Source organism: Kribbella sp. WER1, assembly GCF_054189145.1.
In genome coordinates this window covers 1,693,766-1,715,884 of record NZ_CM135186.1, presented here as the reverse complement: position 1 = coordinate 1,715,884, position 22,119 = coordinate 1,693,766, and the positions used below count along the sequence as shown (strand labels likewise).

Below are 22,119 nucleotides of genomic sequence, written 5' to 3'. Positions count from 1 at the left end.
GTGTGGCCCGGTGAGCACCGGCCAGCACGGCGTACGTCAGCCGTTCTGGGCGCGCTCGATGAACGCGACGGCGTCGCCGACGGTCTTGAGGTTCTTGACCTCGTCGTCGGGGATCTTCACGTCGAACTTCTCCTCGGCGGCCACCACGACCTCCACCATGGAGAGCGAGTCGACGTCGAGGTCGTCGGTGAAGGACTTGTCCAGCTGGACGTCCTCGACCGGGATGCCGGCGATCTCGTTCACGATCTCGGCGAGGCTGGAACGGATCTCTTCGGTGCTGGCCATCTCTTGGTTCCCTTTCGGATTTCTGCTGACTTACTGCCGAAGCAGCCACCTGAGCTGCCTCGGACAACTATGGACTACGGAAGCTTGATCACCTGGGCGGCGTAGACGAGGCCCGCCCCGAATCCGATGATCAGTGCGAGGTCGCCGCTCTTGGCCTCGCCGTTCTCGCGCATCGCGGTGATCGCGAGCGGGATCGAGGCCGCGGACGTGTTGCCCTGGCGCTCGATGTCGCGGGCGACCTTCACGTGCTCGGGCAGTTTGAGCGCCCGGCGCATCGCGTCGGTGATCCGCATGTTCGCCTGGTGCGGGACGAACAGGTCGAGCTGCTCGGCCTTCACCCCGGCCACGTCCAGCGCCTGCTGCGCGGTCTTGGCCATCTCGAACGACGCCCAGCGGAACACCGGGTTGCCGTCCATGGTCAGGTGCGGCCAGTTGTAGGTGCCGTACACCTCCCGCCAGGACTCCCGCTGGCTGATCACCTGGTGCTGGGTCCCGTCCGAGCCCCACACCACCGGGCCGATCCCCGGCTCGTCGGCCGGTCCGACGACCGCGGCCCCGGCGCCGTCGGCGAAGATGAACGCCGTACTGCGGTCCGTGCGGTCGGTGATGTCGCTGAGCCGCTCGACGCCGATCGCCAGCACGTACTTCGCGCTGCCGCCGCGGACCAGGTCGTTCGCCATCGCGATGCCGTAGCAGAACCCGGCGCAGGCGGCCGAGATGTCGAACGCGGCCGCGGTCGGGGCGCCGACGCCGACGGCGACCTGGGTCGCGATCGCCGGCGTCTGGTACAGGTGCGTGACGGTCGCGACGATCACGCAGCCGATGTCGGCCGGGTCCACGCCGGACTCCGCGAGCGCGTCCTTGGCCGCGCTCACCGCCATCGCCAGTACGGTCTCGTCGTCGTCGGCCCAGCGGCGTTCCTTGATCCCGGACCGGGTCTGGATCCACTCGTCGCTGGAGTCGATCTGCTCCAGGATCTCGGAGTTCGGTACGACGCGCCGCGGCCGGTACGACCCCAGCCCGAGGATGCCGGCGTACTGCGCGCCGGTGGACGGGGTGATCACGACGAACTCGCGGGGTGCAGCCGGAGCAGGGGCTGGCCGGGGGCGACCGGGTCGCCTTCCTCGGCGAGCCACTCGACCACGATGCCCCCGTGCGGTGCGGTCACCTCGACCTCGTCGCGCAGGCTGGCTACCTTCGCCACCACCTCGCCGGTCGCGACCGTGTCGCCGGTCTCCCGGCGGGTCTGCCCGGCGCGGGTGAAGGTGCCCTTGATCGGGGCGACCAGCAGCCGCCAGGTGGGGGAGCTGTCGATCTCGGACGGGCTGCCGTGCTTCTCGACGAACGCGCGGGCGTCGTCGAGCTGGTCCGGCGTCTTCAGCGCGAACGTCTCGACGCCCTTGAGGGCCCGCCGGGCGATGCCGGTGAGCGTTCCCGCCGGGGGCAGCTCCAGGATGCCGGTGACCTCGAGGTCGGACATGGTCTGCATGCACAGGTCCCAGCGGACCGGCGCGTTCACCTGGGTGACCAGCCGCTGCAGGACGTCCCGGCCGTCGTGTACGACGTGGCCGTCCCGGTTCGAGATCAGCCGGGTCCGCGGGTCGTGGGTGCTGACCGCGGTCGCGTACTTCGCCAGCGTCTGGACCGCGGGCTCCATGTGCTTGGTGTGGAAGGCGCCAGCCACCGACAGCGGGATCAGCCGGGCCTTCGCCGGCGGGTCCGCGGCCAGCGCGGCCAGCTCGTCGACGGTGCCGGCGGCAACGATCTGGCCGGGGCCGTTGTCGTTCGCCGGGGTCAGGCCGTGCTCGGCGAGCTTGGCCAGCACCTCGTCCCGGTCGCCGCCGAGGACCGCGGTCATCGAGGTCGGGGTGAGGGCGGCCGCGGCGGCCATCGCCTTGCCACGCTCGCGGACCAGCACCATCGCCTGCTCGGCGGTCAGTACGCCGGTCCCGGCCGCGGCGGCCAGCTCGCCGACACTGTGCCCGGCGACCGCGCTGACCGTGGCGAACGCGTCGCCCGGGTGCGGGAACACGGCCAGCGCGGCCAGCATGCCGGACGCGACCAGCAGCGGCTGCGCGATCGCGGTGTCCCGGATCGTGTCCGCGTCGGCTTCGGTGCCGTAGTGGGCGAGGTCGAGACCGGCGACCGCGGAGAGCCAGTGCAGCCGGCTCTCGAACACGGGATCCGCCAGCCACGGCTCGAGGAATCCTGGGGTCTGAGCACCCTGACCGGGTGCGACGATGACGAGCACGTGACAACTCTCCCTCAGCCTGGCTCGCTCGGAGCCGCGCGGCGAGCACGAATTCTACCGGCCCGCTTTTGTGGAGATCCTACAAAGCCGGCGTTCCCGCCTCGGGATTGAGCAGGCGGCCCAGGGTCAGTGCGACACGCAAGGTGAAACTGTCGCGGGGATTCAGCGGGTTGTAGCCCGTGAGGTCCGCCACACGCTTCAGCCGGTACCGGACGGTGTTGGCGTGCACGAACAGCGCCCGGGCCGTCGCCTCGATCGAGCCGCCGGAGTCCAGGTACGCCGAGACCGTGTCGAGGAGCGCTCCGTCGCCTGCGGTGAGCGGGGCGTAAACCTCGTTCGCGAGCTGCCGGCGGGCGTGGCCGTCTCCGGAGAGTGACCGTTCGGGCAGCAGTTCGTCGGCGTGCACCGGCCGCGGCGCCCCCGGCCAGGCGGCGACCGCGCGGAGCCCGGCGACCGCCGCGCGGGCCGAGGTGACGGCCGCCATCAGGTCCTTCACGACCGGCCCGACGACGATCGGGCCGGGGCCGAACCAGCGGGCGAGCTTTTGTACGATCTCCACAGGTTTGCCGGTCCCGCCCAGAACCACCACCAGCCGGTCGCCCTGGATCGCGCACAGTGCGTCAGCACCCGCCTCGCGGGCCGCGTGCCGGACCATGTCCACGACGGACGAGCTGCCGGTGGCGGGCGGCGGCGTCTCGGCCTCGGGCGCCCGTCCGACCACCACGGCCACCTCGGCCGACCCCGTCGTACCGATGCCGCCGGTCCAGCCGAGGGCGGAGGCGCGGGAGCGGACCGTCTCGTCGGTCTCGCCGCGGATCACCGAGTCGACCAGCAGCGCCTCCAGCCGGGCGTCCCAGGCGCCGCGCATCTCGGCGGCCTGCGCGTACACGGTGGCGGCGGCGAACGCGACCTCCCGGGCGTACCGCTGGATCGCCTCGTGCACGACCGGTACGTCGGCCGGCGGCAGCAGCGTGCCGATCGTGGTCTCGATGGTCTCGATCGTGGTCCGGACCAGGTCGACGGTCTGGTGCAGCGAGATCACCCGGGTGAACTCGCGCGGCGCGGACCCGAAGATCCGGGTCGGCATCGACGAGTGCGCCTCGGGATCGCGGAACCAGTCGACGAACGCCGAGATCCCGGACTGCGCGACCAGCCCGATCCAGGACCGGTCCTGCGCGGACAGCTTCGCGAACCACGGCAGCTTGGCCTCCATCGCCGCCATCGCGGCGGTGGCCAGCGCACCGGTGGCCAGCTGCAGCCGGTCCGCGCGCGCCCGATGCGCCTTCGTCACCACCCCCAGACGATAGCCCGCCCAACCACCCCGCCGCCCAGCCCGCGCCCCACCGCCCAGCCCGCACCGCAGCCACTCACCGCGAACCCTCCAGCCGAGGGGACAACTCCCGAGCTGGAGGGTTGCCCACTGAAAATCCCGGTGGGCAACCCTCCAACTGGACGGGCAACCAGCGAAGATGGGGGAATGACGGACAAGGCGGGTGTGGACCAGGCGGTCGCGGCACTGCGCGCGATCGGGTACTACCTGGAGCGCGATCGGCAGCCGACGCACCGGGTGAAGGCGTACCGGCGGGCCGCGGACACGATCGCGGCGCTGCCGGCCACCGAGGTGCGGGCGCGGCGCCGGGCCGGGACGCTGACCGAGCTGGCCGGGATCGGCCCGAAGACCGAGGCCGTGATCGTCGAGGCGATGGACGGCGCGACCCCGGCGTACCTGGTGAAGCTCGAGGAGGCGGCGGGCGAGCTGACCACGGCCGGCAACCGGCTGCGCGCCGACCTCAAGGCCGACCTGCACCTGCACTCGGAGTGGTCCGACGGCGGCAGCCCGATCGAGGAGATGGCCCGGACCGCGCACCGGCTCGGGCACTCCTACATCGCGCTCACCGACCACTCGCCGCGGCTCACGGTCGCGAACGGCCTGTCCCGGGAACGCCGGCTGCAGCAGCTCGAGGTCGTTGCCGAGCTCAACAAGTTGCTGCAGGACGAGCTGGACGGGTTCACGATCCTGAACGGCATCGAGGTGGACATCAACGAGGACGGCACGCTGGACTGCGACTCCGAGATCCTGGCCCGGCTGGACGTCGTGGTGGCGAGCGTGCACTCGAAGCTCCGGATGGCGTCCGAGCCGATGACCGAGCGGATGGTCCGGGCGATCGCGAACCCGCACGTCGACGTGCTCGGGCACTGCACCGGCCGGCTGATCACCGGCGCCCGCGGTACCCGGCCGGAGTCGGAGTTCGACGCCGAGGTGGTGTTCGAGGCCTGCCGCCAGTTCGGCACCGCGGTCGAGATCAACTCCCGCCCCGAACGCCTGGACCCGCCGAAGCGCCTGCTGTCGATGGCGGTGGAGACGGGCTGCCTGTTCTCGATCGACACCGACGCGCACGCACCCGGCCAGCTCGACTGGCAGGTCTACGGCTGCGAACGCGCCGAGGATTGCGACGTCGCCCCGGAGCGCGTCATCAACACGTGGGACTCCGAGACCCTCCTCGACTGGACGAACAGCTAGTCATGAGCGATGTCGTGATCCACCAGGCCCGGCTGTACGACCTCGCCGCCGGGGTGGTGTTCCTCGGGCAACGTCCGAAGGTGTACGACCGGATCGTCCGCCTCAGCCGGGCGCGGACGGGGGAGCGAGTGCTCGACCTCGGGACGGGTACGGCGTACCTCGCGCGCCGGCTGGTCGCCGCGGTCGGACCTGGTGGCCGGGTGACGGGCATCGACCCGAGCGGCACGATGGTTCGGTTCGTGCGGCGGCGGCTGCCGGACGACGCGGAGGTCCGGGTCGCGCGGGCCCAGGAGCTGCCGTTCGACGACGGCTCGTTCGAGCTGGTGGTGTCGTGCCTGGCGTTCCACCACATCGCGGCGGACGACCGGCCGCGGGCGCTGGCCGAGGCGCATCGGGTACTCGCCGCCGACGGGCGGTTGATGCTGGCCGATCTCCGCAGGCCGCGGAACGTCGTGGTCAAGACGGTGTTCCGGCACGGGCTGCACACCGACCCGGTCGACGACGAGCTGATCGCCGCGGCCGGCTTCGAGCTCGTCGCGCGGGACGAGAGCTGGCCGTTGCTGCAGCTGATGCTCGCGCGCCGGGTCTAGCGTCGTACGCTCGTTGCGTCGTCCGGTGGAAGGGGCTGCTGTGAGTGATCTCGAGAAGGACCCGGCGGAAGTGGTCGGCACGGGCGAGTGTGACGGTCCCGCGCTGGAGATGCTCGAGGCGCGCGAGGTGGTGCTGGGCCGGACCACCAAGGTCCGGCGGCTGCTGCCGAACAAGAACCGCCGGATGGTCGGCGCGTGGTGCTTCGTCGACCACTACGGGCCGGACGACCTGACCCGGCGCGTCGACCCGTACGACGTACCCGGCGAGGCGGGGATGCACGTCCCGCCGCACCCGCACACCAGCCTGCAGACGGTGAGCTGGCTGTTCGAGGGCGAGATCGAGCACCGCGACAGCGTCGGATCGCACGCGCTGGTCCGTCCCGGCGAGCTCAACATCATGACCGCCGGGGACGGGATCGCGCACTCCGAGGTCTCCACGCCGGACGCCCCACCGCGCCTGCACGGCGCGCAGCTGTGGGTCGCGCTGCCGGACAGCGTCCGGACGACGACGCCGCCCGCGTTCGACGCGTACGCCGACCTGCCGGAGCTGGACCTGGACGGCGCGCACCTGATCGTGATGGTCGGTACCGTCGCGGGCGTCACGTCACCGGCACCGGCGTACACCCCGCTGGTCGGCGCGGACCTCACGATCGAGCCCGGCCGGACCGTCGTCCTCCCGCTCACCCGGTCCGACGAGTACGCCGTGCTGGTCGTCGACGGCTCGGTCACCGTCGGGGACCTGACGGCGGGCTTCGGCGAGATGGCCTACCTCGGCTCCGGCCGGGACGCGGTCGAACTGGTTGCCTCCGACAACGGTGTACGGCTGCTGCTGCTCGGCGGCGAGCCGTTCGAGGAGGAGCTGGTGATGTGGTGGAACTTCATCGGCCGCAGCCACGAGGAGATCGTCGCCGCCCGGAACGCCTGGCAGTCCGCGGTCGATGCCGGCGGCAACGACCGGTTCCCGATGGTGCCCGGGTACGACGGCGCACCCCTCCCGGCGCCGCCGTTGCCCGCGACCACTCTCAAACCGCGACCGCGGGCGCGCTGACCCGGCGCCGGTAGTACGCCCAGGTGAGGACCAGCAGCGACGGGCCCCACAGCTGCAGGGGTGCGTAGCAGCTGATCATCAGGGCGGCCCACGGCGTACTGGAGAACGGGATGAACTCCTTGGTGAAGACGTCCCGGAAGCCGTACGTCCAGATCGCGATCAGGCTCAGCGCGCCGAGCGTGGCCGGCGCGATCGCGGCGTACGGGTGGACCCGGCGGCCGCCGATGAACGGGATCCAGTGCGGCGCGACCTCGCCCCAGCGGCTGACCATGCCGAGCGCCGTCAGCGCGACCAGCTCGGAGAAGATCGTCAGCGAGACGATGTAGATCTTGGTGCCGAGACCACCGGCGTACGCCGGTTGGCCCTGGTCGTCCAGCATGCCCATCGACGAGCCGAACACCAGGCCGAGACGCCACAGCCCGGACGGCAGCGTGAGGAACGGGATCGCATGGGCGAGGACGTAGGCCCAGCGGGGGACGGGTCGCTCTGTTGTGCTCACGCTCCGAGCATCGGCCGTACGACGGGCCTGCCGCCTCACCCGCCGGAGTGAAGCGGCTCCCTCTGCGGGCCGATTCCGGACTCGAGGACCTCGAACGCGCGGTCGATGACGGCGAGTTGCTCGCGACGTACCACATCGACGTCCGCGCCCGCGACGATCCGGGCGACCGCCGTACGGAAGATCGTGCTGAGCGTCGCGGCCATCAGGTTCCCGGTCAGGCGGGCGGTGAACTCGTCGCCCGTCTCCTCGGTGAGGACGGCCGCCAGCAGGTCGCCGACCTCGTGTTCCTGTTCGACGCTGCGGCTGATCAGCGCGGGGCTCGACCGGAGGACGGCCCAGAAGCCGCGGACGCCGTCGATCGCGCCGGACAGCGGATGGCCGGCGGCGAGAAGTTCGTGCTGGTAGCGCTGCAGGGCGGCCTGCATCGGTTCGCCGGCGGGGCGGTCGCGGACGACGGCCTCGAGCTCGCGGAGCCGGTCGGCGTGCCGGTCCAGGAACAGGTCCTCCTTGCGCGGGAAGTAGTTGAAGACGGTCATCTTCGAGACGCCGGCGGCCTCGGCGATCTCGGCGACCGTGACCGCGTCGAACCCGCGCACCGCGAACAGCCCGGTGGCGATGTCCGCGATCATCCGGCGGGTGGCCTGCTTCTTGCGTTCGCGCAGTCCTGGCTGGGGCATGGCGAGAATTATACTGGACCAAATTTTGTACTCGGTCTAGTATTCCTCGCATGGACACCAAAGACGTAGTGATCTCCGGAGGCGGGCCCGTCGGCCTGATGCTCGCCTGTGAACTCCGGCTGGCCGGACTGGATGTGCTGGTCGTCGAGCGGCTGCTCGAGATCGACCCGACGATCAAGGCGGGGTCGATCAACGTGCCGACCGCGGAGGCGTTCTACCGCCGCGGGCTGCTCCCCGGCCTGCAGGAGGTGCAGCGGCAGGCGTTCGAGCAGATGAAGGCGTTCCGCGGCGGAAAGGGTCCGAGCGGACCGCCGCCGGCCGGGCACTTCGCCGGGATCATGGTCAGCTCCGCCGGCGTGGACTTCGAGGATCCGGCGTTCCGCGACGCCGGCCCGGCGATGTCGATCTTCGCCGTCGGCCAGCAGGCCGTCGAGGCCGCGCTGGGGGAGCGCGCCGCCGAGCTGGGCGTCGAGATCCGGCGTGGCGTCGAGGTCACCGGCTTCGAGGACGACGGCGACGGGGTCACGGTGCACCTGAGCGCCGCTCACCCGGCGGACAGGATTGTCGACGAGCGGATTGTCGACGAGAGGATTGTCGGCAATGACGCCGAGGCGACGGTGCGGGCGGCCTGGCTGGTGGGGTGTGACGGCGGCCGGAGCCTGGTGCGGAAGCTGGGTGGGTTCGACTTCCCGGGGACCGATCCGGAGATCACCGGGCGGCAGGCGATCGTGGATCTCGAAGGGGCAGAGGGGCTCAAGCGCAGCTGGAACCACACGCCGACCGGTGTCTACGCGCACGGCCCGGTGCCCGGGCGGGTGCTGACGGTCGAGTTCGACGGCCCGCCGGTGGATCGGGACGCGCCGATCACCGCGGAGGAGATCCAGGCGAGCCTGCGCCACGTCACGGGCGTCGACGTCACGGTCACCAAGGTGCACAGCGCGACCCGGTTCACGGACAACGCGCGCCAGGTGACGTCGTACCGCAATGGCCGGGTGCTGCTCGCGGGTGATGCCGCGCATGTGCACTCGCCGTTCGGCGGCCAGGGGCTGAACCTCGGGATCGGCGACGCGGTCAACCTCGGGTGGAAGCTCGCGGCGACGATCAACGGCACGGCCCCTGAGGGTCTGCTCGATACCTACACCACCGAGCGGCACCCGGTCGGCGCGTGGGTGCTGGACTGGACGCGGGCGCAGATCGCCCTGATGCGGACGGACTTCCGGAGCGCGGCGCTGCGCAGCGTCGTCACGGATCTCCTGCAGACCCCGAGCGGCTCGACGTACCTGGCGAAGAAGCTCTCCGGCGTCCTGCACCGCTACCCGATCGAGGGCGAGCACGAGCTGGTCGGTTCCGGCGCGCCGGACTTCGAGTTCGCCGACGGCACCCGGCTCGGCGAGCACCTGTCCGACGGCAAGCCGCTGCTGCTCGACTTCGCCGACTCCGCGGCCCTCCGCGAGCTCGCCGGGGACCGGGTGCGCGTGCTGACCACGAAGTACGCCGGCGAACTCACCGGCGTACTCGTCCGCCCGGACGGCTACGTCGCCTGGGCCGCCGCGGACAGTACCGCGACCGGCCTCGACGCCGCACTCCGAACCTGGGTGCCGCTGACACCTCGGTAACTCCGCCTCTCCCGGGGAGGCCCGGACGGCTGACGTTTGAGCGGTTCACCTCTGAGATGGTCCGTTACCGCGCTGCATGCGGCCTGCCAACGGGTAATCCGACGGGTGAACGTCTCAACGATCAGCCCAGGGTCCGGTGCGGTTAGTCGGTGTGCCGGCGGATCCAGGGCGCCGACGCGTACACGGCGAACGCGACCACGATCGTCACGGCCGCGAGGCCGCCGAAGTACGCGGTGTCGGAGGCGCCCTGGGTCGCCTGCACCAGCTGGGCGGTGATCGCCTGGCCGGCGGCGGGGGCCAGGAACCAGAGCGCCATCATCTGGCTCAGGAACGCCTGCGGGGCGAGCCGGGTGGTGGCGGCCAGGCCGACGGGGGAGAGGAACAGCTCGCCGAGGGTCTGGATCACGTACACGCCGACCAGCCAGAGCGGGGACGCAAGGTTGCTGCCGGCAACCGACGAGGCGAGTGACATCACCGCGAACGACACCCCGGCGAGCAGCAGGCCGGTCGCGAACTTCTGCCCGATCGACGGGCCGCGATCGCCGAGCTTGATCCAGATCACCGCGAACACCGGCGCCAGCACGATGATCGAGAACGGGTTCACCGACTGGAAGAACTCCGGCGAGATCTCGACCCCGAACAGCCTCAGCTGGGTCCGGTCCGCGGCGAACGACGTCAGCGTCGTCGCCGCCTGCTCGAACAGCATGAAGAACAGCATCGCCGCCACGAACAGCGGGATGTACGCACGGACCCGCTGCCGCTCGACCGGTGTCACCAGCGGGCTCCGCAGCAGCATCACGAAGTACGCGATCGGGGCCAGGAAGCACAGGTACGAGATCGCGTCCACGACCGGTTTCGGGCCGAGGCCGCCGGACCGCCAGGCCGACCACGCGAACACGACCGCCAGCAGCGCGAGCACCGCGATCGACACCTTGATCATCCCGGGCCGGTCCGCGGCGGTGAGCGGGTTCGGCGGGGTGTCGCCGCGGCCGTGCAGGGTCCGGCGGCCGAGCAGGTACGCGATCAGCGCGAGCGTCATCCCGACCGCGGCCGCCGCGAACGCGACGTGGAACCCGAACTCGCGGCGCAGGAACCCGACCACGAACGGCGCCGAGAACGACCCGATGTTGATCCCCATGTAGAAGATCGAGAACGCCGAGTCCCGCCGCGGGTCGCCCTGCTCGTAGAGCGTGCCGACCATCGTCGACACGTTCGGCTTCAGCAGACCGGTGCCGAGGGCAACCAGTGCGATCCCGGCGTACGCCGGACCGGTGGACGGCAGCGCCAGGCACAGGTGGCCGGCGACGATCACGGCGCCGCCGTACAGGACCGTGCGGCGGGCGCCGAAGACGCGGTCCGCGAACCAGCCGCCGAGCACCGAGAGCAGGTAGACCGAGGCGCCGTAGATCGACACCACGGCCTGCCCGAGGGACTGGCCGAGGCCGAGGCCGTGCGCCTTGTCGGTCAGGTACAGCAGCAGGATCGCGCGCATCCCGTAGTAGCTGAACCGCTCCCACAGTTCGGTGGTGAACAGGGTCATCAACCCGCGCGGATGCCCGAAGAAGGACTTCTCCTCAGCCGCCTGTTGCGTTTCGGACACGATCGACTACTCCCCGTGAGATCGGACTGCAGGTCCGACCGTAGCAACAGGAACGTCAGATCGTCGTGTACACCCCGTCCAACTCCAGCTCGTCGGCCCGGTGGCAGCGCGGGACGGTGTCCGGCTCCACCTGTGAGCACAGGTCCACGGCGTACCGGCAGCGCGGCTGGAAGCGGCAGCCGGAGAAGGTCTGGTCCGGGGTCGCGATCTCGCCGGCCGGCAGTACGTCGTCGCGCCGGCGCAGCCGCGGATCCGGGCGTGGGACCGACCGCAGCAACGCCTCGGTGTACGGGTGCCGGGGGCGTTCGAACAGGTCCTCGGTCTCGGCCTCCTCGACGATCCGGCCCAGGTACATCACGGCCACCCGGTTGCAGAGGTGCTGGATGACCGAGAGGTCGTGGGAGATGAAGACGTACGTCAGGCCGAGCTCGTCCTGCAGGTCCTCGAGCAGGTTCAGGATCTGGCTGCGGACCGAGACGTCGAGCGCGCTGACCGCCTCGTCCGCGACCACCAGGCGCGGCTCGGTGACGAGCGCCCGGGCGATCCCGATCCGCTGCCGCTCGCCACCGGAGAACGCGTGCGGGTAGCGGCGCATCAGCTCGGGGCGGAGCCCGCAGCGGCGCAGGGCCTCGCCGACCCGATCCTTCACCTCGCTGCCGGTTGCCAGATTGTTGACAATCAGCGGTTCGGCGACGATCTGCTGGACGGTCATCCGCGGGTTGAGCGACGAGTTCGGGTCCTGGAAGACGGTCCTGATCTCGGTCCGCAGCGGGCGCAGCTCGGACCGGGACAGTGAAGCCAGATCGACCTCGGTGCCGTCGGCCCGCCGGTACACAAGCCGCCCCGCGGTCGGCTTGTGCGCGCGCAGGATGCACCGTCCGAGCGTGGTCTTGCCGCAGCCCGACTCGCCGACCAGGCCGAGCGTCTCGCCCCGCCGGACGACGAGATCGACGTCGTCGACGGCGTTCACGGTGGACCGGTTGCGCCGCCCGAACAGGCCGGAGCCGCCGCTGAAACGCATCGTCAACCCCTCGACCCGGAGGATCTCCTCAGCCGGCATCGGCGGTCACCTCCTCGACGGGTAGCAGGTCGTGCCCGGCGCGGATGCTGTCCGCGGTCGGGTAGTGCACGCAGCGGACCTCGCGGTCGCCGTCGCTGACCAGTTCCGGGTTCTCCGCGTCGCACTCGCCCGGTACGACGTGGTCGCAGCGGGTCCGGTACGGGCAGCCGCTGGGCCGTTGCTGCGGATGCGGGACCTGTCCGCGGATTGTCGGCAATCGACGACGCGCCCGCCGTTCGATCCGCGGGACCGACCGCAGCAGCGCCCGCGTGTACGGATGCCGCGGGTCGTGGAACAGCGAGTCGACGTCGCACTCCTCGACGACGTTCCCGAGGTACATCACCGCGACACGGTCGGCGAGCTCGGCGACCACGCCGAGGTCGTGGGTGATGAACAGGATCGCCATCCCGCGCTCCTCCTGCAGTGAGCGCAGCAGCCGCAGGATCTGCGCCTGGGTGGTGACGTCCAGCGCGGTCGTCGGCTCGTCCGCCACCAGTAGTTGCGGACGGCAAGCAAGTGCCATCGCGATCATCGCCCGCTGGCGCATCCCGCCGGACAGCTGGAACGAGTACGCGTCGATCCGCTGCTCGGGGTGCGGGATCCCGACGCCGCGCAGTTCGGCGATCGCCCGCTCCCGGGCCTCCTTCTTGCCGAGACCTTCGTGCAACCGCAATACCTCGACCAGCTGCTGCCCGATCGTGTGCACCGGGCTGAGCGCGACCATCGGCTCCTGGAAGACCATCCCGATCTCCTTGCCGCGGATCCGCCGCAGCTCCGGCCCGCGCGGATCGAGCCCGGCCAGGTCCACCACCTCGTCGCCGGAGCGGAACCGGATGCTGCCGGCAACGATCTGCCCGGGCGGGTCGACCAGCCGCAGGATCGACCGCGCGGTGACGCTCTTGCCGCAGCCGGACTCGCCGACGATGCACAGCGTCTTGCCCGGCTCGACCCGCAGCGTGACGTCGTCGACGGCCTTGACCAGCCCGTCGGCGGTGTCGAAGTGCGTACTGAGCTTCTCGATCTCCAGCAGCGGCTCGCTCACAGGCCTCCTCATGATTCGTACGGGTCGGCGGCGTCCCGGAGTCCGTCACCGACGAAGTTGAGGGCCATCACCGCGATCACCACGGCGCCGCCGGCGGCCAGCAGCCACGGCGCCGCGGTCAGCACCCGGATGCTCTGCGCGGTGCTGAGCAGCACGCCCCAGCTGACCACCGGCGCCTGCAGCCCGAGCCCGAGGAACGACAGCGCGGTCTCGCCGAGGATCATGCCGGGGACGGCGAGGGTCAGTGACGCGATGATGTGGCTGGTGAACGCGGGCAGCATGTGCCGCCCGACCACCCGGTGCCAGCGCGCGCCGTCCAGCTCGGCCGCCAGCACGAAGTCCTCGCCGCGGATCTGCAGGAACCGGCTGCGGATCACCCGCGCGAGCCCGGTCCACCCGATCAGCGACAGGATCAGCGTGATCGCGAAGTACGTCTTCAGCGCACTCCACCCCGGCGGTACGGCGGCCGCGAGGCCGAGCCAGAGCGGCAGCGTCGGGATCGACATGAAGAACTCGATCACGCGTTGCACGATCCCGTCGGTGAGGCCGCCGAAGTACCCGGAGATGCCGCCGAGCAGCAACCCGAGGACGAGCGCCATCAGGACGCCGATCAACCCGACCGACATCGAGATCCGGGTGCCGTAGATGACCCGCGACAGGTTGTCCCGGCCCTGGTCGTCGGTGCCGAGCAGGTGGAACGGCGCGCCGTGCTGGCTCGGCCCGAACAGGTGCCGGTCGGACGGGATCAGCCCCCACAGCTTGTAGTGGTCGCCCTTCGCGAACAGGCGGACGCCGTACCGCTGGGACTTGTCGGTGGTGTAGTCGCGGAGCAGCGTCTCCGGGTTCGGTGTGCCCTTGTAGCCGTTGACGTACAGGTGTGGGCTCGACGTCAGCGAGACCTTCAGTACCTGCGGTGGCGCGAACGCCCGGTCGGCGGCGTACGTGTCCTGGGCCTGCGGCGCCAGGAATTCGCAGAACGCGGCGGTGAAGTAGATCAGCCCGAGGACCCACAGCGACACCACGGCGAGCTTGTTGCGTTTGAACCGGCGCCAGATCAGCGTCCGCTGGGACGCCAGCGCCAGGGTCGGTTCGGCCTCGATCGTGGTCATTTGCCGCTCCCGACGTACCCGATCCGGACGCGGGCGTCGACGGCCGCGAGCAGCAGGTCGGAGATCAGCGTGCCGATCACGGTCAGCACGCAGGCGATCAGGATGATGCCGCCGGCCAGGTACATGTCCTGGGCCTTCAACGCGTTCAGCAGCAGCGGCCCGGTGGTCTCCAGGCCGAGCACGCTCGCGACGAGTACCTCACCGTCGAACAGTGCCGGGATCGTCCAGCCGATCGTGGCGATGAACGGGTTGAGCGCGACCCGTGTGGGGTAGCGCATCAGCAGTTTGCGTTCGTCGAGTCCGCGGGCGCGGGCGGCCGTCACGTACGGCTTGTGCAGCTCGTCGAGCAGGTTCGCCCGCAGCACCCGGATCGTGCCCGCGACACCGCCGGACGCCAGCACGAGCACCGGCAGCCAGAGGTGGTTGAGTACGTCGAGCAGCTTGCCGAGGTTCCACACGGCGCCCTCGAACTCCGGCGACATGGTCCCCGACAACGTCTGCCCGAACAGCTTGAACTCCAGGTAGACGACGGTCAGCGCGACCAGGAACCCGGGGATCGCGAGCCCGAGGAACGTCAGCGCGGTGATGACGTAGTCGAGCTTCGAGTAGCGCCGGGCGGCGGAGTAGATCCCCGCCAGCAGCGCCACCGTCCACCCGATCAGCCAGGTCGCCAGGCCGAGGCCCATGGTCAGCGGCAGTCGTTCGCCGATCAGCGACGCGACCGGTCTGTTGTACTCGAACGACTGACCGAAGTCACCGTGCAGCACGATGTTCGACATCCACCGCAGATACTGCTCGATCGGTGACTTGTCGAGCGCGTACTGCGCTTTCAGCGCCGCGAGCTGATCCGCCCCGACGGTCTGTCCCTGCTGCTGCAGCCTGGCGACGACCGAGGTGAGGAAGTCGCCGGGCGGCAGCTGGATGATCAGGAACGACACGAGCGAGATCAGCAGCACGGTAGGCAGCATCGCCAGCAGGCGACGGAGCAGATAGCCGGCCAATTGAGTCCCTTCGGGTCAGGAGTGCTTCTCCGGGGAGTCGAAGTACATCTGCTCCGGCGACGAGGCGTTCTCGTAATGGGTGCGGAAGCTGGCGATCGCGTCCGGGCGGACGTTCTTCAGGTCGCCGGCGGCGATCAGCGGCTGGAACGGCGTACCGACCGTGCCGATGATCCACACGTTCTGGTCGTGCAGGTGCAGGATCTGGTGGCCGAGGTCGAGCCGTTTCGCGTCGTCGGCGGTGGTCACCAGTTCGTCGTACAGCTGCTGCAGCTTCAAGAAGTCGCCGGTCGGTTCCATCCCGAACGGGTCCTTGTGGTTGCCGTACCAGTTGCCGAACTTCGGCGCCCAGTACGTCAGGCCGTTGGTCGGGATGTACCAGAGCGAGTCGATGTCCCACAGGATCGTGGCCGGCGGGTAGGCGACCAGGTCGTAGTTGCCGTGCGGGATCTCGTCGTACCAGAGCTCCAGCGTCATCTGCTTGGCGACCATGTCGATGCCGACGGCCTTCCAGTACCGCTGCGCGTACTCCAGCACGCTGATCGCGTCGATGCCGACGCCGACCTCGAAGCAGCGGCCGACGAGCTGCAGCTTCTTGCCGTCCGGCCGCAACCGCATACCATCCGGCCCGCGCTTGGTAAGCCCGGCGGCGTCGAGGCGTTTGTTGGCCTCGGCAACGTCGTACTCGATGAAGCGCTGGCCCATGCCCTTCTCCCAGTACTCGTCCTCGGGCTGGGCGCAGGGGTGCCGGATGAAGCCCTGCCCGGCGAACAGCGCGTCGTTCATCTCCTTGCGGTTGATCGCGTGCGAGAGACCGGCGCGGAAGTCGAGCTTCTGGAACAGGGCCCGCAGGACCGGGTCCGGGTGGCTCTGGTTGAGCTGCAGCGAGGTGTTCGGCTCGGCGACCCAGCGGTTCACCTTGTAGCCCTTGGCCTGCTGGTTCTTGATCAGCAGCGGGAGCTGTTCGGCCTGGATGTCGGTGACCTGCAGGTCGAGCTGGCCGTTCGCGGCGCGCAGCCCGAGGGTCTCCGACGGCATCACCGTGTACTGCTGGCTGTCGATGTAGGGCAGCTGGCGGCCCTGCTCGTCGACCTTCCAGTAGTACGGGTTGCGGTCCAGCCGGGCTGTCACGCCCGACCCCTGCAGCGGCGCGACCAGCTTCCACGGGCCGAGGATCGGTACGTCGGCGTTCTTCCAGATGTCCCGCTTCGCCTTGAAGAAGTCGGCCCACGACGGGGCCGGGTTCTTCTTCATCAGCGCTTGCAGTTGGGCCGGCGAGACGAAGTCCTTGTGGAACTGCTTCAGGTAGTGCGCCGGCAGCAGCAGCGCGGACGACGACCCGAACCCGGTCAGCCCGATGAAGCACAGGTACTTCAGCAGCAGACCGTGCGGTACCTCGAACTCCATCCGCAGCGTGTGGTCGTCGACCTTGACGAACTTGCCGGGTTTCCCGCCCGGCGCCAGCCAGCCCGGGAAGACCGGGTTGAGCTCCTTGTTCAGGAACTCCTTCTCGTAGGCGAACATCAGGTCGTCGGTGGTGAACGGCTTGCCGTCGGACCACTTCACGCCCTCGCGGAGGTGGAAGACGTAGACCTTGCCGTCCTCCTCGATCTCCCACTTCTCGGCCAGGCCGGGGCCGGGCTTCGCGGGCGTCGTCGGCGTCCACTCCAGCAGTCCGGCGAACTCGACGTACTGGTTCTGGGTGGCGTTCCGGTCGATCTGGCCGCGCTGCATCACGCCGCCGAACTTGCCGGCGCTCTGCAGCGGTTTGACCACCAGCGGGTTCTTGGGCAGCCGCTGCTCGAGCGGCGGGAGCTTGCCGTCCTTGACCAGCTTGGTCAGGACCGGTGACTCCTTGGCGCCGGCGTCGGCGGCGGCCGAACCGGTGGACTTCTTGGCATCGGTGGAGAAGAACGAGCACCCCGCGACAGCGGTCGCGGAGAGCGAGAGACCGGAAACCCGCAGGAACGTCCGGCGGCTCAGGGGATCGGACACGGCGGCTACCTCCCACGCGGACCAAGTCCGCCAATCAGCACTCTTTCCGGGACAGTCCCACGAAATGTTGCATACTTCAAGATCTGAGGTGCATTTTCATCATCCCGTATATACCGTCACTCGAAGACAGCTTCCGTTCCGGGCGCTACACTCCGAGCATGGTGAGTGAGACAGCGGGGGAGCGATCGCCGTCGCCGGCGGTCGCGCGGGCGCTGACCGTGCTCGAGACCCTGGTCGAGTCCGACGAGGAGCTCACGCTCACGGCGCTGGCCAAGAAGGCGAAGATCCCGCTGGCAACCTGCGCCTCGATCGTCTACACGCTGGAGCAGCGCGACTACGCCACCCGCCGGGTGGTCGGCCGCAGCCACTTCTGGCGCCCGACGCTGCGGCTGTACGGGCTCGCCACCCAGCTGATCCGCAAGGTCGACCTGTCCTCGGTCGCGTCCCGGGAGATGCGCGAGCTGGCCGACCGGCTCGGCATGCCGGTGCACATCGGCGTCCTCACCGGTTCCTCGGTCGTGTACGTCGCGAAGGCGGCGATGCCCGGGTTCATCCAGTTCGACACGTATCCGGGCAAGGTCTCGCACTTCAATCTGACCGCGCTCGGCCGGGCGATCGCGGCGTACCTGCCGGAGGACGACCTGAAGCCGCTGCTCGGCCGGCTCGAGCCGGGGTACGGGCCGAAGGCGAAGCCGGTCGACGAGGAGAGCTTCCGGGCCGAGCTGGCCCGGATTGCCAAGCAGGGGTTCGCGGTCGAGGATCAGGAGGAGCAGGCCGACATCGCCTGCGTCGCCGCGCCGTTCTTCGCGGCCGGCGGGCACGTCACCGGCGCGGTCGGGGTCACCTCGTTCGCGCGTGATCTGACCCGGGACAAGCGCAAGCTCGCGCAGTCCGGACTGGTCCAGCTGGCCGCCACGATCTCCGAGCGGCTCGGCGCGACCGAACTCTGAGGCTTGCCGGGGTCCGGCGAGCGACTTAGGCTTTTCTGAGATAGCGGAATTGTTTTCGAAATCTCGAAAATACTGAGGAGTGGTTCCGATGACCACGCACGGCCCGTATCCCCAGCCCACCGGCGGTATCAAGGCCACCCTGACCGGTGGCAACACGGTCGGCGCCTCGCTCCGCGAGCGCCAGCCCCGCGCGGACGGTTACCGGCACCTGGACACCCCGGCGCTGATCCGCCGGCTGCTCGACCTGAACGCGAACACGTACCTGTACTGCATCTGGGACTCCGCCACCGACTTCGACGACCTGTGCGAGGAGTTCCTGCCCGCGGCGGCGGCCGCCGGGATCGACGTGATCCCGTACATCGTGCCGCCGACCGAGACGTCGGACTACGGCCGCGCCTCCCGCCCGTACCGGCTGGACTACGTCGGCTGGGCGAAGGCGTTCGCCGAGCTCGGGGCGAATTACCCGAACTTCAAGGCGTGGGCGATCGACGACTTCGAGGTCGGGAACAACGCCACGCTGTTCACGCCGGAGTACATGCGGGAGTTCCTCGCCCACGCTCCGGACCTGCACTTCTACACCTGCGCGTACTTCGGGATGGCGACGAACGCGGAGTTCCTCGACAAGTACGGCGAGTTCGTGGACGGGATCATCTACCCGTTCCTCGACGGGCACCACGAGAACACCACGGTCGCCGCCTCGCTCGGCGCCTGCCTGGACGAGATCCTGGCGCTCACCGATCCGCGCGGGCTGGAGCTCATCCCGCTGATCTACACCGGCCGGTTCCTGGACGCGCCGCTGCACGCGACCCCGCAGTACTGCACCGACACGCTGACGACGGCGGCCGAGTACGTCGCGGCCGGCCGGATCCCGGGCGTGATCTCGTACGGCACGCAGCTCGACGACGGGCCGGCGCCGACGGCCGACAACAAGGCGCTGTACGGCGACGGGCGGCTGGCGCTGGTCAACTCCCGCGGCCGGGCCGCCGCCGGTACCACGGCCACCGCGACGCAGCGGGTGCCGGTCGACCCGCGGTCGCCGCGCTACGAGGTGTCGTTCTGGTACCACCGCTGGTTCCTCTCGCCGGGGATCGAGCCCGGGCGGTATCAGCTGGAGCTGCTGATCGACGACACGGTCGTGTGGACCATGGACATGCACGAGCAGCGCTGGCCCGTGTGGACCAATGGTGACGGCATGGAGGGCCCGGTCGACGTCACCCAGCACGTTGCCGGACGCAACTTCGTGGACGTGACGTTCCGGCTGCACGTGCTGCAGGAGACCGCGGGGCAGTACATAGACGTCGGCGTGGACCACGTCGAATCGATCGGGCTCGGGATCCGCAACGGCGGGTTCGAGGAGGACGCGGACTGGAAGCTGCAGGGCAGTGGTCCACTCCTGTCGGTCTACGACCACTACCTCCGGGACCGTCCGGCGCGTATCTTCGCGGCCATCTCGCGCGTGTACCAAGGGGAGTGATCATGGCCGAACACCTGAAGACCGGCTGGCCGCAACGCGTCGTTCGGCAGCAGGAGGTGATCGACACCGTCAGCCGGATCCTGTCCGAGGTGGAGCACGAGGGCGGCCCGGCGATCCGCCGCTGGTCGGCCCGGCTGGACCACTGGGAACCGGAGTCGTTCGTCGTCTCCGCCGCCGAGATCAAGGCCGCCACGGTCGACGACGACCTGGCCGCTCAGCTGGAGTTCGCCCGCTCGCAGGTCCAGAACTTCGCTGAAGCCCAACGCGCCACCCTCACCGACCTGGAGGTGGAAACCCTCCCCGGTGTGGTGCTGGGGCATCGGCACATCCCCGTCGCGAAGGTGGGTTCGTATTCACCCGGCGGCCGCTACCCGCTGATCGCGTCCTCGATCATGACGGTGACCGTCCCGAAGGTCGCCGGTGTGGACACCGTCGTCGCCGTCGCCCCACCCCGCGACGCCGCCGGCATCTACGGGCCGCAGCTCTACACGATGAACCTGGCCGGCGCCGACGTGATCGTCTGCCTCGGCGGCGTCCAGGCCTTCGCGGCTCTTGCTTTCGGCATCGAAGACGTGCCGCCGGTCGACCTGGTGGTCGGTGCCGGCAACGCGTACGTCGCCGAGGCCAAGCGGCAGCTGTTCGGTACGGTCGGTATCGACCTGCTGGCCGGTCCGACCGAGGTCGCGGTGATCGCGGACGAGTCCGCCGACGCCCGGCTGGTCGCGGCGGACCTGCTCGGCCAGGCCGAACACGGCCCGAACAGCCCGGCGCTGCTCGTCACCACGTCACGGGCCTTCGGTACGGCGGTCATCGCCGAGGTCGAGCGCTGGCTCGCGGGGGACTGGCCGACTGTCGAGGTGGCGGGCGCGGCCTGGCGGGAGCACGGCACGGTCGTGGTGTGTGAGTCCCGCGAGGAGGCGGTCGAGATCTCGGACTCGTACTCGCCGGAGCATCTCGAAGTACAGACTGCCGACGACGACTGGTATGCCGCGAACCTGCGGAACTACGGGTCGCTGTTCGTCGGGCCGGAGTCGACCGTGGCGTTCTCGGACAAGTCGATCGGGACCAACCACGTGCTGCCGACCGGGCGTGCCGGGCGGTACACGGGCGGGCTGTGGGTCGGCAAGTTCCTGAAGACGGTCACGTACCAGCGCCTCACCGCGGACGGCGCCCGGTCGATCGCACCGTCGACGGCGGCGATTGCCGATGCGGAACTCATGTACGGCCACGCGCTGACCGCCCGCCTCCGCGCCCAGTAACCGAGGGGTCAACCCGCGAGTTGCCCGTTCACCTGCCGGTGAACGGGCAACTCGCGCGGCCATGCCGGGGAGGGGGCGGACCTCCAGGCCATCACAATCGAGAGATCCGGGGGCCGCCCCGCGGGACCCGCGTCTGTTCGCGTGATTGTGATGGCCTGGAGATCCGTTGGGTCAGCCCAGGTGCGGCAGGAGGTCCGCGAACTCCGCGAGCAGGCGGTCGACCATCCGGATCTCCTCGGCGTCGAGGCGGTGCGCGGGCTCGCGGCAGTACGCGCTCGCGAACAGGCCGCGGCGTACCGAGATCAGCTTCTCGGCGGCGATGATCCGCTCGGTGTCGAGCATCCAGTACGAGATGTACGGCAGCAGCCGGCGGTGCAGCTCGACGCCGTCCTCGCCGTCGCCGGTGGTCAGGCGGCGCCAGATCTCGACGTACAGCTCGGTCAGCGAGCAGCCCGGCTGGGTGCCGACCGCGCCGCGGCGGATCGCGTCGGGCAGCTGCACCCCGGCGTACCCCTCGACCGAGGCGAGTGGCGGCGTCCCCTCGGCCAGCTCGGCGATCAGCGGGCCGGGCGGGCTCGACTCGACCTTGACCAGCCGCAGGTTCGGGTGGTCGGTGGCGATCGTGCGGAGCAGGTCGGCGTCCAGGCTGGTCCCGGTCTCGGTCGGCGCGTACTGCAGCACCATCGGCACCGGGTCGATCGTGGTCAGCACCGTCCGGACGTGCTGCTCCAGCGACCCCCGCGACGGTGACAGGAAGTGCGGCGGCAGCAGGTTGATCAGGTCGGCGCCGGCCTCCACCGACTCCCGCGCCCGGCGCGCCGCGAGCTGCGTGGCGTGATCCTGGACCGCGACCACCGCCGCGACGTCGTCCCGGTCGCGGGTGTGCACCAGCAGGATCTCCGTCAGCCGGCGGCGCTCGTCCTCGGACAGCTTGTGGAACTCGGACGCGAAGCCGGGGAACATCACACTGGTGACGCCGGTGCCCAGCACGTACCGCACGACCCGGCCGAAGCCGTCGTAGTCCACCTCGCCGTCGGCCGTGAACGGTACCTCGAGCACCGGCGACACGCCGCGCACCAGCAGCGACGCGTCGCCTGCCCGCTCGGCCCCGATCTCCTCCGTGGTGACCATGTCTGCCTCCCGTT

General features: G+C 70.1%; 20 protein-coding genes. 7 read left to right on the top strand and 13 right to left on the bottom strand.

Annotated features, from left to right (window positions below; translation table 11 throughout):
- Positions 1 to 36: 36 nt before the first annotated feature.
- The 4 genes from ACXJJ3_RS08265 to ACXJJ3_RS08250 all read right to left on the bottom strand — a co-directional run bounded on the left by ACXJJ3_RS08265 (position 37) and on the right by ACXJJ3_RS08250 (position 3,830).
- Positions 37 to 285 carry an acyl carrier protein gene (locus ACXJJ3_RS08265; protein WP_130380551.1) on the bottom strand — a complete coding sequence of 83 codons (249 nt, stop codon included), beginning with the start codon at positions 283 to 285 and terminating at the stop codon, positions 37 to 39.
- 74 nt (positions 286 to 359) lie between these two features.
- Complete coding sequence (locus ACXJJ3_RS08260; protein ID WP_458169380.1) at positions 360 to 1,349, bottom strand: beta-ketoacyl-ACP synthase III; 990 nt, start codon at positions 1,347 to 1,349, stop codon at positions 360 to 362.
- On the bottom strand, positions 1,346 to 2,536 hold the full coding sequence (locus ACXJJ3_RS08255; RefSeq protein WP_458169379.1) for an acyltransferase domain-containing protein: 1,191 nt from the start codon (positions 2,534 to 2,536) through the stop codon (positions 1,346 to 1,348). Before ACXJJ3_RS08255 ends, ACXJJ3_RS08260 begins: the two co-directional genes overlap by 4 nt.
- Positions 2,537 to 2,615: 79 nt before the next feature.
- A complete protein-coding gene (locus ACXJJ3_RS08250; RefSeq protein WP_458169378.1) occupies positions 2,616 to 3,830 on the bottom strand; it encodes a PucR family transcriptional regulator in 1,215 nt (404 codons plus the stop codon).
- A 183-nt stretch (positions 3,831 to 4,013) separates the two neighbouring features.
- Here ACXJJ3_RS08250 and ACXJJ3_RS08245 point away from each other — a divergent pair, with 183 nt between their 5' ends.
- Genes ACXJJ3_RS08245 through ACXJJ3_RS08235 form a run of 3 tightly spaced genes read left to right on the top strand, consistent with a single transcriptional unit; the run spans position 4,014 to position 6,695 of the window.
- A complete protein-coding gene (locus tag ACXJJ3_RS08245) occupies positions 4,014 to 5,057 on the top strand; it encodes a PHP domain-containing protein (protein WP_458169377.1) in 1,044 nt (347 codons plus the stop codon).
- 2 nt (positions 5,058 to 5,059) lie between these two features.
- Positions 5,060 to 5,647 (top strand): class I SAM-dependent methyltransferase, encoded by a 588-nt coding sequence (locus tag ACXJJ3_RS08240; RefSeq protein WP_458169376.1) that lies wholly within the window; start codon positions 5,060 to 5,062, stop codon positions 5,645 to 5,647.
- Between the two features lie 40 nt (positions 5,648 to 5,687).
- Complete coding sequence (locus ACXJJ3_RS08235; protein ID WP_458169375.1) at positions 5,688 to 6,695, top strand: pirin family protein; 1,008 nt, start codon at positions 5,688 to 5,690, stop codon at positions 6,693 to 6,695.
- Here ACXJJ3_RS08235 and ACXJJ3_RS08230 read toward each other — a convergent pair.
- On the bottom strand, positions 6,670 to 7,194 hold the full coding sequence (locus ACXJJ3_RS08230; protein ID WP_458169374.1) for a hypothetical protein: 525 nt from the start codon (positions 7,192 to 7,194) through the stop codon (positions 6,670 to 6,672). The two genes, ACXJJ3_RS08235 and ACXJJ3_RS08230, sit on opposite strands and share 26 nt — an antisense overlap.
- Positions 7,195 to 7,229: 35 nt before the next feature.
- The gene (locus tag ACXJJ3_RS08225) at positions 7,230 to 7,871 is read right to left on the bottom strand and encodes a TetR family transcriptional regulator (RefSeq protein WP_458169373.1); all 642 of its coding nucleotides are present in this window, start codon (positions 7,869 to 7,871) and stop codon (positions 7,230 to 7,232) included.
- Between the two features lie 50 nt (positions 7,872 to 7,921).
- Here ACXJJ3_RS08225 and ACXJJ3_RS08220 point away from each other — a divergent pair, with 50 nt between their 5' ends.
- Positions 7,922 to 9,487 (top strand): FAD-dependent monooxygenase, encoded by a 1,566-nt coding sequence (locus tag ACXJJ3_RS08220; protein ID WP_458169372.1) that lies wholly within the window; start codon positions 7,922 to 7,924, stop codon positions 9,485 to 9,487.
- A 142-nt stretch (positions 9,488 to 9,629) separates the two neighbouring features.
- Here ACXJJ3_RS08220 and ACXJJ3_RS08215 read toward each other — a convergent pair whose 3' ends face one another.
- Genes ACXJJ3_RS08215 through ACXJJ3_RS08190 form a run of 6 tightly spaced genes read right to left on the bottom strand, consistent with a single transcriptional unit; the run spans position 9,630 to position 17,291 of the window.
- Positions 9,630 to 11,087, bottom strand: a complete 1,458-nt coding sequence (locus ACXJJ3_RS08215) for a peptide MFS transporter (protein ID WP_458169371.1) — start codon at positions 11,085 to 11,087, stop codon at positions 9,630 to 9,632.
- A 55-nt stretch (positions 11,088 to 11,142) separates the two neighbouring features.
- A complete protein-coding gene (locus ACXJJ3_RS08210) occupies positions 11,143 to 12,147 on the bottom strand; it encodes an ABC transporter ATP-binding protein (RefSeq protein ID WP_458169370.1) in 1,005 nt (334 codons plus the stop codon).
- Positions 12,137 to 13,189 carry an ABC transporter ATP-binding protein gene (locus tag ACXJJ3_RS08205; protein ID WP_458169369.1) on the bottom strand — a complete coding sequence of 351 codons (1,053 nt, stop codon included), beginning with the start codon at positions 13,187 to 13,189 and terminating at the stop codon, positions 12,137 to 12,139. The genes ACXJJ3_RS08210 and ACXJJ3_RS08205 overlap by 11 nt, the downstream gene beginning before the upstream one ends.
- A gap of 8 nt (positions 13,190 to 13,197) precedes the next feature.
- Positions 13,198 to 14,298, bottom strand: coding sequence for an ABC transporter permease (locus ACXJJ3_RS08200; protein WP_458169368.1), 1,101 nt, complete (start codon positions 14,296 to 14,298; stop codon positions 13,198 to 13,200).
- The gene (locus ACXJJ3_RS08195) at positions 14,295 to 15,299 is read right to left on the bottom strand and encodes an ABC transporter permease (RefSeq protein ID WP_458169367.1); all 1,005 of its coding nucleotides are present in this window, start codon (positions 15,297 to 15,299) and stop codon (positions 14,295 to 14,297) included. Before ACXJJ3_RS08195 ends, ACXJJ3_RS08200 begins: the two co-directional genes overlap by 4 nt.
- Positions 15,300 to 15,314: 15 nt before the next feature.
- Positions 15,315 to 17,291, bottom strand: coding sequence for an ABC transporter substrate-binding protein (locus ACXJJ3_RS08190; RefSeq protein ID WP_458169366.1), 1,977 nt, complete (start codon positions 17,289 to 17,291; stop codon positions 15,315 to 15,317).
- Positions 17,292 to 17,449: 158 nt separating this feature from the next.
- Between ACXJJ3_RS08190 and ACXJJ3_RS08185 the strand changes: the two genes are divergently transcribed.
- The 3 genes from ACXJJ3_RS08185 to hisD all read left to right on the top strand — a co-directional run bounded on the left by ACXJJ3_RS08185 (position 17,450) and on the right by hisD (position 20,974).
- Positions 17,450 to 18,241 (top strand): IclR family transcriptional regulator, encoded by a 792-nt coding sequence (locus tag ACXJJ3_RS08185; protein ID WP_458169365.1) that lies wholly within the window; start codon positions 17,450 to 17,452, stop codon positions 18,239 to 18,241.
- 88 nt (positions 18,242 to 18,329) lie between these two features.
- A complete protein-coding gene (locus tag ACXJJ3_RS08180; protein ID WP_458169364.1) occupies positions 18,330 to 19,715 on the top strand; it encodes a hypothetical protein in 1,386 nt (461 codons plus the stop codon).
- Between the two features lie 2 nt (positions 19,716 to 19,717).
- A complete protein-coding gene (gene hisD / locus ACXJJ3_RS08175) occupies positions 19,718 to 20,974 on the top strand; it encodes a histidinol dehydrogenase (protein ID WP_458169363.1) in 1,257 nt (418 codons plus the stop codon).
- Positions 20,975 to 21,145: 171 nt separating this feature from the next.
- Here hisD and ACXJJ3_RS08170 read toward each other — a convergent pair whose 3' ends face one another.
- Entirely contained in the window at positions 21,146 to 22,105 is a 960-nt protein-coding gene (locus ACXJJ3_RS08170) for a dihydrodipicolinate synthase family protein (RefSeq protein WP_458169362.1), read from the bottom strand.
- Between the last annotated feature and the right edge of the window lie 14 nt (positions 22,106 to 22,119).